This is a genomic window from Aureimonas sp. CAS (assembly GCF_059838215.1).
The window spans coordinates 677,019-691,193 of sequence record NZ_CM187563.1; the positions used below are offsets into that span (position 1 = coordinate 677,019).

Here is a 14,175-nt window from a genome sequence, read left to right on the forward strand (position 1 = left end):
AGCGATCCGCCGGCCTTCTTCGTTCCGGAGCCCCAATCCGGTCTCCGTCAGCGGCCCGTCCAGTTCGGCCTGCGCTTGCTCAGAAAGGCGTCCACGCCCTCCGCGAAGTCGGCGCTGCCGTAGATGCGCTCGATCCAGTCGGCATCGTCCGGCGTGTCCGGGGCGAGCCTGCGGGTCAGATCGCGCACCGACGCGACCGTCAGGGGCGCGGCGCCCACGAGCTTCGCGATCTGCTTCGCCATGAGATCGTCCAGCGCCTCGGGGGCGACGCAGAAGGCCGCGAATCCGAGGTCGTAGGCCCTTTTGCCGTCGATGAACTGCGATGCGATCAGCATCGCCTTGGTCGCCGACAAGCCGAACGCCCGTTCGAGCCGCGCGATGTTGCCTGCCGACAGGCAATTGCCGAGCGTCTGCGCGATCGGCACGCCGAACTTGGCGTCCGGCGTGGTGATACGGATGTCGCAGGCGGCGCTCAGGGCCAGTCCGCCGCCGACCGCCGCGCCCTCGACCACCGCCAGCGTCGGAGCGGGAAGCCGTTCGATGCGCGCGATCGTCGCCTCGATGCGCTTCTCGTAGTCCAGCCCGTCCCGGCCGCTCTTGAAGGCGGTGAACTCCGAGATGTCGGTGCCGGCCACGAAGGTGCCCTCCGCCCCCCTGAAGACGATCGCCCTCACGTCCTCGCGCCGTTCCAGCTCGTCGCAGATCTCCGCGAGCTGGCCGTACATGCGGAAGGTCATGGCGTTGCGGGCCTGCGGGCGCGCGAAGGTCACGCGGGCGACAGGGCCTTCGTAGCGCAGGCGAACCTCGCCGGCGGCTTCGGCCGTTTCAGGCATGCCGAGCCTCCCGCGCGCGCTGCGAAAGCCCGAGCTCTTCCAGGATCTCGTCGCGATGCTCGTTGAGGAGCGGCGGATGCCGGCGCACCGTCTGCGGGGTGCCCCTCAGCTTCACCGGGAAGCCGATATTGTTGACCCGGCCCTCGACCGGATGGTCGATCGGCATCACCATCTGGCGGGCCGCCGCCTGCGGGTTGTCGAGCGCTTCGGAATAGTCCTGGATCGACCCGGCGGGAATGCCGGCCTCCAGGAGCTTTTCCACCCAATCCTCGCGGGTCCGCGTCATGAGGACGGTTTCCAGGTCCTCGATGAGGGCGATGCGGTTCTTCAGCCGCAGCGCGTTGGTCGCGTAACGGGGATGGTCGACGAGATCCTCGCGGCCGAGCAGCCGGCAGAGCGTTCCGAAGGCGCGGTCGTTGTTCGCGCCGAGCACGAAATAGCCGTCCTTGGCGCGAACGGCCTGATAGGGCGCGGCCATCTGATTGGCGGTTCCCGTCCGCTCCGGCACCGTGCCCGTTCCCCAGTAGTTGCAGATGTCCCAGATGGCGAAAGAGAGGCCGGCCTCGTAGAGGGAGGCGTCGATATACTGCCCCTGGCCGGTCTTCTCCCGGCCGATATAGGCGCTGAGGACGGCATAGAGGGTGAAGAGCGCGCAGCCGATGTCGGCGAGCGGCGCGCCGGACTTGGCCGGCGGGCTGTCGGGATGTCCGGTGATCGACATGACCCCGGAAGCGGCCTGCGCCATCAGGTCGAAGCCCGGACGCTTCCACCACGGGCCGGTCTGACCGAAGCCGGAAATGCTCGCATAGATGATCTTGGGGTTCAGTTCGCAAATGCGTTCGTAGTCGATCCCGAGCTTCTTCATCACGCCGGGACGATAGTTCTCGACGATGACGTCGGCCGTCTTCGCCAGTTCGAAGAAGATGTCGCGATCCTGCTCGGACTTGAGATCGAGGACGATGGAGCGCTTGTTGCGGTTCAGGTTGATGAACCCGAGGCTGTCCTCGCCCTTCAGCTTGAAGCCCATGGAGCTGCGCGTCTGGTCCCCCGTCGGCGGCTCGACCTTGATGACGTCGGCTCCCAGATCGCCGAGGAGCATGCAGGCGAAGGGGCCGGCCATCACCTGACTGACGTCGATGACGCGGATGCCTTCGAGGGGCAGACGGGCGGAGTTCGTTGACATTGAGCCTGTCCTTTCGTGACGAGCGGCACGGCCGGAGCGCGAAGGCGTTCCGGCCGAAAGGACCCGTTCGGATCAGTAGAGAATGTTGACGAGGAAGAGCGAGATGCTGGGCACGTAGGTGCAGATCAGGAGCAGCGCGAGAAGCGCGGCGATGAACGGCAGGTTGACCTTCGTCGTCTCCCAGATGTCGGACTTCGCGATCGAGCATGCCGCGATCAGAACCGATGCGACCGGCGGCGTCTGCTGGCCGATGGCGAGGTTCAGCGTGACGATGAGCCCGAAATGCACCGGATCGATTCCCGCTGCGAGGACGATCGGCATGACGATCGGCACCACGAGGATGATCGCGGCGGCCGAATGCAGGAACATGCCCAGCAGAAGGAAGGCAATGTTGAGCATCAGGAGGATCAGGTACTTGTTGTCCGTCAGGCTGGTGATGCCGAGCGCCAGCTGCTGGGGAACCTGAGCCTCCGTCAGGAAGCCGCCGATCAAATAGGAGGCGGCGACCAGCAGCATGACGACCGCCGTCTGCACGCCGCTGTCGACCAGCGCCTTGTAGAGGGTGCGGACGTCGAACTCGCGGTAGATGACGATGGAGATGAACAGCGCCGCGACCACGGCGAGGCCCGCGCCCTCGGTGGCGGTGACGATGCCGCCGAAGATGCCGCCGAGGATGATGACGGGCAGGAGAAGGGCCCAGCCCGCTTCCTTGAACTTCACCCACACGTTCGAGAGGTGAAACCGCTCCTCGACGGGGAAGTTGTAGCGACGCGCCTGGATATAGGCCGCGATCGCCAGACAGATCGCCCCGACGATGCCGGGGCCGAAACCCGCGACGAACATCTTGACCACCGATTGCTGCGCCATGACCGCGTAGAGGATCATCGGGATCGACGGCGGCAGAATGATCGCGAGGCTCGAGGCCGAGGAGCAGATCGCGGCCGAGAACTCCTTCGAATAGCCCTTCCTGCGCATGGAGGGGATGAGGATGGAGCCGAGGGCCGCGACGCCCGCGACCGCCGATCCCGAGATCTCCGCAAAGAAGATCGAGGCGCCGATCACGACGAAGGACAGGCCGCCGCGCACGAAGCCGACGATCGCCGAGGCGAAGGCGACGAGGCGCCGCGAGATCGACGAGGCGTTCATGATCGAGCCCGCCAGGACGAAGAGCGGGATCGCCAGAAGCGGAAAGCTCGACGCGCCCTCGTACATGGTCAGCGCCATGTTCGGCAGCATGTCCACACCCTGGACCAGCACGATGGCGACGATGGCGACGATGCCGAGGGCGACGGCGATCGGCACGTTCAGGAGGGCGAGGGCGAACATGCCCAGAAGCATGTAACCGATGGTCATGACACGCCTCCCGTGCGGCCGCGCGCCGAATGCCGCTTGTCGGTCTCGGCAGGATCGGAGCCGGCGGTCTCGACGACGGCCTCGTGGCCGCCGAGAGCTTCTTTCAGTTCGTGGTCCATGAAGCTGCCGCTGCGCGCGTCCTCGATCATGTCCGGGAGGCGCATGGCTTCCGCGACGATGAAGAGGACAGCGCCGATCGGGATGATCGCCTGCGTGATCTGGATCGAGACGCGGGGCAGGGAGGTGAGGGTCATGCCTTCGAGGATGACCAGCACCTGCCAGCCCGCGTAGGCAAGGAGGATGAAGAAGGCGAAGACGAAGGCCTCCGCCAGGAAGAGCGCGCCCAGCCGCATGCGCTGCGGCAGCGCGTTGACGAGGCCGGGGAACCCGATATGGGCCCCTTTGGAGGCCGCGAGCGCGCTGCCGAGATAGGTCAGCCAGACGAGCCCGACGGAGGCCACCTCGTCGTACCAGGACAAGGAGGCGTTCATGTATCGGAAGACGGTTCCGGCGACGATCAGAAGGGTCAGCAGCGCCACGACCAGGCCTGTCGCGGCCTCGAGCAGATGCTGATAGGAGCGTCGCATCATCTGAAATGATTGCATTGGGCGTTCCACGAGAAGGAGCTTGGGCGCGTGCGACGGCGATCGCTCGTCGGTTGCAGCGGACCTTGCCGATGACCCGCCGCGCGATGGCGGCCGGGCTGGAGGGAAGGGGCAGCTTTGGCGGGAAGCGACCCGAAACCGGGCGTCTCCGTGCGGTCTGCGAGGCGCCCTCGGGCGGCGGAGCTAGAGCGCCGTGCGTCCGACTGGACGCGCAAATGTCGCTCTACATCCTCGACCTTGCGCATCGGGCTTTCCGAAGATCGATTCCGATTCTCGGGCCGATGCTTTAGGTCTGCCGGCTCGGGGCGCCCGGAATGGCCGCTACTGGCTCGAAAGCGCGCGGACCTTTTCGATCATCGCGTCGGATCCATCGACCGAGGCGGCGAACTGCTCGTAGATCGGCTGGCTGGCCTCGATGAAGGCCTCCCGATCGACCTCGTTCACCTGCATGCCCGATTCCTCGAGCTTCGCCAGGAGTTCGGAGTCCATCGCGGCGGCGATCTCGTAGACCCTGTCCTGCATGCCGGTTGCCGCGTCGCGCAGGATCGCCTGAATCTCCGGAGACAGGCGGTCGAAGCTGCGCCCGGCCATCACGTAGGCGGGCGTGTAGACGTGGTTGGAGACCGAGAGGTAGTCCTGCACCTCGTAGAACCGCGAGGGGTAGATCTGCGCGTAGGGGTTCTCCTGGCCGTCCATCACGCCGGTCTGCAGGGCGACGAACACCTCGGAGAAGGCCATGGGGCTGGGCGTCGCGCCGTAGGCCTCGAACATCTTCACCCGCCATTCGCCGCTCGGTGTGCGCAGCTTGATGCCGCGAAGATCGGCGGGGGTCTGGATGGGCCGGAGGCTGTTGGTCAGCTGGCGGAAGCCGTTCTCCCAGACCGCCAGGATCCTGAAGCCGGAACTCTCGGCGATCGGCGCCATGTCCGGCATGACGATCTCGTCGCGGATGCGGGCCATGTGCTCGCGGTCCTCGACGAGATAGGGCATGTCGAACAGCCCGAAGATCGGGATCTGCGACGACATGATGGAGGACGGCAACGCCAGGTCGACGGTGCCGAGCCGCAGCTTCTGGAGCAGGGAATTGTCGTTTCCGAGCTGGCTGGAGCCGTAGACGATGACCTTCGCGGTGTCGCCGAGCTGCTCGTTCGCGCGCGCCGCGAACTCTTCGGCGCTCTGCGCCAGAAGGGAGCCGGGCTCGCCCACATGGCCGAACTTGATCTCGGTCTGGGCCAGCGCCGAAGTCCCGGCGCAGACCATGAGGGCGACGGCCGCCACGGCGATCTTGGTGAGTTTCATTCGTTCCTCCCAGAACTCTTGAGTGCGCGGACCGTCCATCCACGACGCCGCGGCCTTCCCGCCCATCCTCACGGGCCGGGTGTGGCGATCGCGGATCGGCCCCTCGTTCGCGGCGTCCCGAACCGGGTTTCACCCCGGCGGCCGTCGGCACCTCCCGCCACGACCGCATCCGGTTCGGACGCCCATTCCTCCCGTCCCGGTCCAATGCGAGACGGAACTTTATAATGTATAAAGTGACGGGGGTGTCAACCGGATCGGTCCTCGCCATTTGCGTGCGCACCGCCCGAGGGTGCTATGTGGGAAGCGGGCCGGACGGCATGCTTCATGCTTCGAGCGGCCGGGAATCGAAACGGGAACAAGACTGATGGCGGCGACGGCCGGTGATCGTGGATCGAAGCTTCCTCAGGCCATCCGGCGGAATTATCTGCACGACACCGCTGCATCTCAGCTGCGCGAGATGATCGCCTCGGGCGAGTTCAAGCCGGGGGATCGCATCAGCGAAGGCGAGCTTGCAGCCATGTTCGGGATCTCCCGGACGCCCATGCGCGAGGCGGTCAAGATGCTGGCTGCCGAGAACGTCCTGGAGATCCTGCCGAACCATGGCGCCCGTGTCCGGCTGATCGACGCCGCCGAACTGGCGGACATGCTTCAAGTCATCGCCGTATTGGAGGCGACCGCCGGCGAACAGGCCTGCGCGAGCGTGACGGATCAGCAGATCGACGAGCTCCAGGCGCTTCACGACGACATGCTGAAGGCCTGGGAGGCCGACGATCGGGCGGGGTATTTCGAGCGGAACCGGCAGATCCACGACCGCATCGTCCAGATGTCGGGCAACGCCACCCTGCAGCGGCTCTATCATTCGCTGTCGGGACGCATCCAGGTCGCGCGGTACTCGTCGAACAAGACGATCGAGCAATGGCGCAAGGCCGTGGGCGAACACGAGGACATGCTGCGCCATCTGCGCGCGCGCGACGCGAAGGCGCTCTTCGAGACGATGCGCGAGCACGTTCTCAGCCAGAACAGCGTCATCGCCGCGGCCTACGGCGTTGAGAGGCAGCGGCAGAAACCGTGACGGATCCGCGCGGGCTCGTGACGCGCGGATCGCAAGGCCGATCGGACAGGCTCCGGCCGGGGATGGAGCGACCTCTTATCTAAATGGCGAGCGATCGGTCGCGAAGGACTGCGCCGTTCGTCTCAGCCGGTACACCGTGGCGGGCGGAAGGTTGGCGAGCGTCCAGCCGATGCGTTCGGCGCGAAGGCCGAGACGGTCGAGCACACGGGGCGGAACAGGGCAGGTCGGGCCATAGGTGAACTGGTGGAAGACGCCGTCCGGCTCGAGCTTGCCGAAGGCGGCGCGCAGGATCGCCTCGACCTGTCTCTCCGGCATGGCGAGGAGCGGAAGGCCGCTGACGACCGCCCCGGCGGGACGCCCGCCGAAGAGTTCGATCGTGCCCAGCGCCGCCGCGTCGATGCCGATCGTGTGCGCCTCGGGGAAGGTCCGCGAGAGCTCGCGCGCGAAGCTCTCCTCGAACTCGACGAGAGCCAGATCCGCCTCGCGCACGCCCTTGTCGAGGAGGGCGCGGGTGAAGGGGCCGGTTCCCGGGCCGAGCTCGATCACGGGGCCGGTCGCGGCCGAGATGTCGGCCGTCATCAGCCGGGCGAGCGCCCGGCCGGACGGAGCGACCGAAGCGATCCGCAAGGGGGCGTGTAGCCAGGCCCGCAGGAAGCGTAGAAGCTCCGACGCCCGCTCGCGCGTCTGCGTAACCCGTCGGCGCAAGGGCCTCGCGCGCGAGCGCGGCGAGACCCGCTCGGCGAAGGCGGCGACGAAGAGGCCGACGGTGTTGAGAACCGCGATACCGGCGACGAGAGGGGCCATCGGTTCCATCTCAGGCCACCCGCAGCGCGTTGCGGGCGTACCAGGGCGTTTCGCCGAAGCGCACGCCGGTGAGGTCCTCCGAGACGTCCCAGAGCTTGCGCGCCACATGGCTCTCCAGCGCCCGCGAGGGGGCCGGCGCCGCGCCGGGGGCTCCCCGTAGGCCGAGGAGGCCGGTCGGGCCGTAATAGGGCGCGCGGGGGGAGGGCTCTGTCGCGGCCATGAGCGTCGGCAGCGCGCCGGTCGCGGCCGGCTGGAACAGGAACCAGAGCGCCGAGCGCACCACGCCCTGCGGGCTGAAGCGGCCCGGCGCGTTGTGCAGGAGGTTGGTGCGCGAGACGCCGGGATGGGCCGCGAGGCTCGTCACGCCCCATCCGGCCTCCTCGCTCCGCCGCTGCAGTTCGAGCGCGAACATCAGGCAGGCGAGCTTGGACTGCGCGTAGACCGGCATCGGCTTGTAGTGCCGTTCGGCCTGGAGATCGTCGAAGTCGATCCAGCCCTGGCGCGCCGCGATGCTGGAAAGGGTCACCACCCGAGGCGCGCGGGCCTGCCGGAGCAGGGGCAGCAGATGGGCGGTCAGCGCGAAATGGCCCAGATAGTTGACGCCGAACTGCCGCTCGAAGCCGTCCGCCGTCGTCTCGCGGCGCGGCGGCGTCATCAGCCCGGCATTGTTGACGAGAACGTCCACGGCGTAGCGGCGGGAGGCCAGCCGCTTGCCGAAGGCCGCGACCGAGGCGAGGTCCGCCAGGTCCAGCGGCTCGAAGGCGACGATGGCGTCCGGCACGGCGCGGCGGATGTGAGTGACAGACTCGAAGCCCTTCTTCGGGTCGCGGCCCGCCAGGATGACGTCGCCTCCGGCGCGCGCGAAGGCGAGGGCGGTCTCGAAGCCGAGGCCGCCGGTTCCGGTGACGACGATCGTGCGTCCCTCCTGCGAGGGCATGTCGGCGATGGTCCAGGATGGCGTCATGGGTCTGATCCTTTCGTGGGATGAGGCTGTCAGGCGGTGAGGACCGAGCGCGTGCGGCGCTCGCCGATGGTCTCGGTCCGGGCGAGGGGGAGCGAGCGCAGGCGGCGCCCGGTCGCGGCGTGGATGGCGTTGGCGATGGCGGCGGCGACGGGCACGATGCCGGGCTCGCCCGCCCCGCCGGGCGGCAGGGCGCTCTCCACGATCGAGACCGTGATGGCCGGCGCGTCGGCGATGCGCTGGACCGGGAAGTCGTGGAAATTGGACTCGATGACCGCGCCGTCCCGAAGCGTGATCGCGTTCATCAAGGCCGCGCTGACGCCGAAGACGATGCCGCCCTCCATCTGCGCGACGACCGCGTCCGGGTTGACGACCGTGCCGACGTCGATGGCGCAGAAGACGTGGTCGACGCGGATCTCGCCGTCGTCGGCGACGGTCACCTCGGCGACCTGTGCGACGACGCTCCGGTAGCAGTCCTCGATCGCGATGCCGCGTCCGCGGCCGGGCGCCATGGCCGCGCCCCAGCCCGCGATCTCGGCCGCGCGGTCGAGAACGGCGCGATGACGCGGGCTGTCCGTCAGGAGGCGGCGCCGGTAGTCGAGCGGGTCGATCCCCGTCCGGCCGGCGCATTCGTCGATGAAGCTCTCGGCGAAGAAATTGTTGTAGGAGTAGCCGTTGGAGCGCCAGAGCCCGATCGGCATGTGGCTCGGCACGTCCTGGCTGCGCACCCGCCGGTGGGCAATGGCGTAATGGTGCTTTTCGAGGCCTTCGACGGTCAGCCGGTCCCCGTCCGCGCCGGGCGTGAAGGGAAGGTTGCGGCTGGCGACGGACTGGATGATCGACTGGGCGGCGACCCGCGCGTCGTAGGCGACGGGCAGCCCGTCGTCTCCGAGCCGCGCGTGAAGGCGCGCCGCCGCATGGCTTCGGAAGAGGCCGCGCGAGATGTCCTCCTCGCGCGACCAGATCAGTTTCACCGGCCTTCCCGGATGCCGCGCCGCCAGGAAGGCGGCCTCCGCCACCACGTCCTGGTCGCTGCGCCGGCCGAAGGCGCCTCCGCTCAACGTGACATTGGCCGTGACCGAAGCCGGCTCGATTCCGGCCCAGCCGGCGCCTGTCCCGACCCCGACCCGAATGTTCACCGACCCCTGCGAGGGCACCCATGCCTCGGCGGTCTCGTCCTCCCGGATCAGGACCGTCGCGTTCATCGGCTCCATGCAGGCATGGGCGACGAAGGGCACCTCGTAGTCGGCCTGCACGACCGTCGCGGCCGGCTCCTGGAGCGCGGCTCGAACGTCGCCTTCGTTCAGATTCTCATAGGGCTCGGCGGTGTCGAGCGCGGATCGCAGGCGCGCCGACATTTCGGCCGAGGACACGCCGTCCGCCTCCGTCCGCGTCCATTCTACGTCGAGAAGCCAGGCGGCCTGCTCGGCCCGCCACCAGGAGTCCGCGACGATCGCGACGCTTCGTCCGTTCACGACGGCGAGGTCGAGGATTCCGGGCCGCTCGCGGATGGCGGCTTCATTGCGCACCCGCTCGACGCCCGAGCCGAAGACCGGCGCATGGCGGATCGCGGCGAAGAGCATGTCGGGCAAGGAGACATCGATGCCGAACGCGGCCTCGCCCCGCACCTTGGCGGGGATGTCGACGCGCGGCTGGGAGCGCCCGATCACCCGCCATTTGTCCGGGGTCTTGAGCTGCGGATCGCGCGGCGGCGGCAGGATCGCGGCCTCGCGGGCGAGGTCGCCGTAGGAGAGCTCGACGCCGGAGGGCGCATGGCGCACGAAGCCGTCGCCGGTCGTCAGCTGCGAGGCGGGGACGCCGAGCCGTGCGGCCGCGGCCGCGACGAGCATGTGGCGCGCGGACGCTCCGGCGACGCGCATCGGATGCCAGAGGCCCATCGTCGAGGCCGAGGCGCCGGTGTTGATGAAGCCGAGCCGGCCGAAGAAGCGCCGTGCCGTCCACGCGACCGGGCCGCTCGCCTCCTCGGGCCGCACTTGCAGGACGTTCGACCAGTTCGAGTAGGCCGGGTGCGCCTCGGTCGGAAAGGCGACGCTCACCCGCTCGTCGAACGGAACGTTGAGCTCCTCGGCGACGAGCATGGCGAGGCCCGTGTGGATGCCCTGACCCATCTCGGCGCGTGGCACCTGAACGACGATCCGGCCATCGTCGTGGATCGTCAGGAAGGCGTTGAGGACCGCGTTCTCGCCCTCCGCCCGTCCGGCGAGGCCGTCGACGTCGACGCCGGCGAGGTATCCGGCACCGGCGATGCCGGCGACGAGGGCCGTGCCGCCGAGCGTGGCACCGGTTAAAAGGAAGGTGCGGCGGGAGAGGAGAGGGGCCATGCGTTTCTCCTCAGGCCGCGGCGCACGCCGCGGCGGCGGCGCGGTGGATCGCCCGACGGATGCGGGGATAGGTCCCGCAGCGGCAGATGTTGGTGATAGCCTCGTCGATCTCTTCGTCCGTCGGGTTCGGATTGCGATCGAGAAGATCGGTCGCCGCGATCAGGAAGCCCGGCTGGCAGAAGCCGCATTGCGGGACCTGTTCGTCGATCCACGCCTGCTGGGCGTGCGAGAGCGTGCCGTCCGGCCCCAGCAGGCCCTCGACGGTGGTGATCGAGGCGCCCTCCAGATTGCCGAGCGTGACGGCGCAGGAGGGTGTCGATCGGCCGTCGATCAGGACGCGGCAGGCTCCGCACTGCGCGATGCCGCACCCGTATTTGGCGCCCGGCAGGTCCAGATCCTCGCGCAGGACCCAGAGCAGCGGCTTGTCGTTCGGCGCGTCCACCTCGACGGTTTCGCCATTGACGGTGAGAGCGACCATGACGCCTCCCTTGCGGTTCGGGCAGCGCGGCTTCGGGGGGAACGGAAGGGGCCGGCTGCTTGCAAGGGTCAAGCTAGACGCGCCCTGTCACAGGCTCGTGCCGGGGATGTCCCGGCCTGTATCGTTTTGTATCGGTGCGGGCCGCAGAGCCCGCCGCACCGGCGGGGCTGATACAGTTCGATACAGTTTCGTGCGGGCCATCGCGCATGGGACCGCGTATGAAAGAGGGACGACCCGACCCACCGAAGGCCGATCATGGAGACCGTGCCCCACATCGCCGTCGTCGACGACCATCGCGACATCCGCGACCTCGTCGGCCGCTATCTCCAGCAGCAGGGCTACCGCGTCTCGACCGCCGAGAACGGCGCGGCGCTGCGGCGCCTCGTGGAGCGCGGCGCGCCGGATCTCGTCGTGCTCGACATCATGATGCCGGGCGAGGATGGGCTGACGCTCTGCCGCGACCTTCGAGCGGGCTCGGGCTCGGGCGTGCCGATCATCTTCCTGACGGCGCGCGCCGACGAGACGGACCGCGTGATCGGCCTCGAGCTCGGGGCCGACGACTATCTCGTCAAGCCGTTCTCCTCGCGCGAGCTTCTCGCCCGCATCAAGGCGGTGCTGCGCCGGTCGAACAGCCTGCCGCCGCAGCGCGCCGCCCGGCAGGCGGGCCTCATGCGCTTCGACCGCTGGGTGCTGAATCTCGGCCGCCGCGAGCTTCAGGGCGAGGACGGCGTCGGCGTTCCGCTCTCCACCGCCGAGTTCCGGCTCCTGAAGGTCTTCGTCGATCACCCCGGCATGGTCCTGACGCGCGACCAGCTCCTCGACATGACGGTGGGGCGCGAGGCCGATCCCTTCGACCGCTCGATCGACAACCAGGTGAGCCGGCTGCGCCGCAAGGTGGAGGCCGACCCGAAGAACCCGGTCATCATCCAGACGCATCGCGGCGGAGGCTACAGCTTCATGCCGGAGGTCTCCGCCACATGACCGACCTTCGCACCTTCTGGCGCAGGAGCCTGTCGATCCAGCTCCTCGCCGCCATGCTCGCGGCGCTCTTCGTCTCGCAGTCGATCGGCCTCACCATCGCCTGGCACAAGTTCCGCTCTGACATGCACGCCACCGCGCGCGCCGAGCTCGCCAGCCGCGCCGAGGCGGTGGCGCGGCTGGTGGAGACCGTGCCGGACGGGATCGAGGACGACATCGCCCGCGTCAACGGCACCGACTACACCCGCTTCTGGATCTCGGCCGAGCCTGCGCGCGCGCTCGTGCCCTGGGCGGAAGACGCGTTCCATCGCTTCCAGACGCCGCTGCGCGACCTTCTGAACGGCACGGTGGAACAGGCAGTGGCGAGCGACGTCCCGCGCTATACGCCGATCCCCGACGACGCGAAGCCGAAGCTCTTCGTCTCGGGCGCCGAGTGGACCGGCGGCGGGACGGGCGGCGCGAACCTGCCGGCCGGAACGCGCTCGCTCGACTTCGCCGAGGGAAACGGCGCCGGCATCGTCGTTCCGCTGAGCGACGGTCGCGCGCTCAACGTCGCGCACTACAAGAGCAAGCCGACGATCTGGGCGACGCATCTGCCCTTCTCGCTGGCCCTCACCGCCGTTCTCGTCTCCATCGTCGGCGTGATGATGGCGCGCAGCTTCGCCCGCCCCCTGCGCGAGCTGACCCGAGCCGCCGAGACGCTGGGCCGGGGCGAGGCCGTGCGCCCGATCGACACCTGCGGACCCGACGACATCCGCCGCACGGCGGAAGCCTTCAATCTCATGCAGCAGCGCCTGCATCGCTTCGTCGCCGACCGCACGAGCATGTTGGCCGCCATCGGCCATGATCTGCGCACGCCGCTGACGACGCTGCGGCTGCGGGCCGAACTGGTCGAGGACGCCGAGCTTCAGGAGCGCATGCTCGACACGATCGACGAGATGCAGGCGATGACGGAGGCGACGCTCTCGCTCGCCCGCCAGGAGAACACGCCCGAGGAGACGCGCACGATCGACCTGACGGCGCTGGTGGAAAGCGTCTGCGAGGATCTGGTCGAACTCGGCCAGCCCGTCCGCTTCGAAGCCGGCGAGCGGATCGACTATCGCTGCCGGCCCGACGGGCTGCGGCGCACCATCCGCAACCTCGTCGAAAACGCCGTGCGCTATGCCGGCTCGGCCGAGGTGCGGCTGGTGGAAGTGCAGGGCGCCGTCCAGATTCTGGTGGAGGACGACGGTCCCGGCATTCCGGTGGACCGGATCGAGGAGGTCTTCTCGCCTTTCGTCCGGCTGGAGGAATCGCGCTCGCGCGACACGGGCGGGATCGGGCTCGGCCTTTCGATCGCCAGGGCCGTCGCCCGCCAGCACGGCGGCGACATCGTCCTCTCTCAGCGCTCGCCGGGCCTGAGGGCCGCCGTCATCCTCCCGGTGTGAAGGAGGCCGAGGCCGTCATGGTCTCGCCCGGCGCAGCATCTATGCCGCCCGGTCGCGAGGAACGACTGGGCGGTTTCGCCTCGACCGAGTTCTTCAGCGTATGGCGTTCGAGGCGAGCGTCGGCTGCAATCGCCCATGCCGGCAGATCGCATTCGGCCGCGTTCGCGAGCCGTGAACAGGCGAGCCGCCCCGCACGACGGGGCGGTGCGCTAAGCTTCAGAGCACGACGAGGCGGCTCGCCGAGCTTCAGAGCACTGCGACGGCGGTGATCTCGACGCGAAGGTCGGGGTCGGCGAGTCGCGCCTCGATGCAGGCACGGGCGGGCGCGTTGGAGAGATCGACCCAAGCGTCGTAGACGACGTTCATCGCGTCGAAATCGGCGATGTTGGGAAGGAACACGTTGACCGCGACGAGCCGCGACTTGTCGGTGCCGGCTTCGGCGAGGAGCGCGTCGATCTTGGCGAGCACCTGGCGGGTCTGCTCCTCGAGCGTCGCCTTCCCGTCATCGGCGACCTGACCGGCAAGATAGAGCGTGTTGCCCGCCAGAACCGCCTGGCTCATGCGCTTGCCCGTCTGGAAGCGGGTGATGTTCGTCGTCATGTCGTTCTCCTGTCTGTCGATCCGAGCTCGTGCCGGGACGTTCCCGCCGGCCGCGACCGTGATGGCCTGAACGGGCCTTGATGGGCGGCTTTCCCGGCCGCCGGTGGTCATCGTCCGCCCGGCACCAGCGGGCGTCTGCCCCATAGACGGACGGCGAGGCCGGCGCCATCGAATGGGCCGTTCGCTGCCCTCGCGTCCACAGGCTTCGGCCCGCTTTCCAGCCGAGAAGGACCTCGTTGC

The 14,175-nt window shown here is 68.6% G+C and carries 13 protein-coding genes; 3 read left to right on the top strand and 10 right to left on the bottom strand.

Annotated elements, in window-relative coordinates; translation table 11 throughout:
* Positions 1-47: 47 nt before the first annotated feature.
* The 5 genes from AC6R2M_RS03085 to AC6R2M_RS03105 all read right to left on the bottom strand — a co-directional run bounded on the left by AC6R2M_RS03085 (position 48) and on the right by AC6R2M_RS03105 (position 5,273).
* The gene (locus tag AC6R2M_RS03085) at positions 48-833 is read right to left on the bottom strand and encodes an enoyl-CoA hydratase (RefSeq protein WP_500485399.1); all 786 of its coding nucleotides are present in this window, start codon (positions 831-833) and stop codon (positions 48-50) included.
* Complete coding sequence (locus AC6R2M_RS03090) at positions 826-2,016, bottom strand: CaiB/BaiF CoA transferase family protein (protein ID WP_500485401.1); 1,191 nt, start codon at positions 2,014-2,016, stop codon at positions 826-828. Before AC6R2M_RS03090 ends, AC6R2M_RS03085 begins: the two co-directional genes overlap by 8 nt.
* A 72-nt stretch (positions 2,017-2,088) precedes the next feature.
* Positions 2,089-3,369: a TRAP transporter large permease gene (locus tag AC6R2M_RS03095; protein WP_500485403.1), complete on the bottom strand. Its 1,281-nt coding sequence runs from the start codon at positions 3,367-3,369 to the stop codon at positions 2,089-2,091.
* Positions 3,366-3,974: a TRAP transporter small permease gene (locus AC6R2M_RS03100; RefSeq protein WP_500485405.1), complete on the bottom strand. Its 609-nt coding sequence runs from the start codon at positions 3,972-3,974 to the stop codon at positions 3,366-3,368. The genes AC6R2M_RS03095 and AC6R2M_RS03100 overlap by 4 nt, the downstream gene beginning before the upstream one ends.
* Positions 3,975-4,295: 321 nt before the next feature.
* A complete protein-coding gene (locus AC6R2M_RS03105) occupies positions 4,296-5,273 on the bottom strand; it encodes a TRAP transporter substrate-binding protein (protein ID WP_500485407.1) in 978 nt (325 codons plus the stop codon).
* A gap of 268 nt (positions 5,274-5,541) precedes the next feature.
* Between AC6R2M_RS03105 and AC6R2M_RS03110 the strand changes: the two genes are divergently transcribed.
* Positions 5,542-6,345 (top strand): GntR family transcriptional regulator, encoded by an 804-nt coding sequence (locus AC6R2M_RS03110; RefSeq protein ID WP_500485409.1) that lies wholly within the window; start codon positions 5,542-5,544, stop codon positions 6,343-6,345.
* 75 nt (positions 6,346-6,420) lie between these two features.
* On the opposite strand, the gene AC6R2M_RS03115 is transcribed toward AC6R2M_RS03110, so the two are convergent.
* From AC6R2M_RS03115 to AC6R2M_RS03130, 4 genes are read right to left on the bottom strand one after another with little or no spacing between them, the layout of a single operon-like run.
* A complete protein-coding gene (locus AC6R2M_RS03115) occupies positions 6,421-7,149 on the bottom strand; it encodes a class I SAM-dependent methyltransferase (RefSeq protein WP_500485411.1) in 729 nt (242 codons plus the stop codon).
* Between the two features lie 10 nt (positions 7,150-7,159).
* Complete coding sequence (locus AC6R2M_RS03120) at positions 7,160-8,113, bottom strand: SDR family oxidoreductase (protein ID WP_500485413.1); 954 nt, start codon at positions 8,111-8,113, stop codon at positions 7,160-7,162.
* A gap of 29 nt (positions 8,114-8,142) precedes the next feature.
* Entirely contained in the window at positions 8,143-10,452 is a 2,310-nt protein-coding gene (locus tag AC6R2M_RS03125) for a xanthine dehydrogenase family protein molybdopterin-binding subunit (protein ID WP_500485415.1), read from the bottom strand.
* A gap of 10 nt (positions 10,453-10,462) precedes the next feature.
* Entirely contained in the window at positions 10,463-10,930 is a 468-nt protein-coding gene (locus AC6R2M_RS03130; RefSeq protein ID WP_500485417.1) for a (2Fe-2S)-binding protein, read from the bottom strand.
* A gap of 255 nt (positions 10,931-11,185) precedes the next feature.
* Between AC6R2M_RS03130 and AC6R2M_RS03135 the strand changes: the two genes are divergently transcribed.
* Both AC6R2M_RS03135 and AC6R2M_RS03140 read left to right on the top strand, forming a co-directional pair.
* On the top strand, positions 11,186-11,911 hold the full coding sequence (locus tag AC6R2M_RS03135; RefSeq protein WP_500485419.1) for a response regulator: 726 nt from the start codon (positions 11,186-11,188) through the stop codon (positions 11,909-11,911).
* Positions 11,908-13,335, top strand: coding sequence for an ATP-binding protein (locus AC6R2M_RS03140; protein WP_500485421.1), 1,428 nt, complete (start codon positions 11,908-11,910; stop codon positions 13,333-13,335). Before AC6R2M_RS03135 ends, AC6R2M_RS03140 begins: the two co-directional genes overlap by 4 nt.
* 246 nt (positions 13,336-13,581) lie before the next feature.
* Here the strand turns inward: AC6R2M_RS03140 and AC6R2M_RS03145 are convergent, their stop codons facing one another.
* Entirely contained in the window at positions 13,582-13,935 is a 354-nt protein-coding gene (locus AC6R2M_RS03145) for a RidA family protein (protein ID WP_500485423.1), read from the bottom strand.
* Positions 13,936-14,175 lie beyond the last annotated feature (240 nt).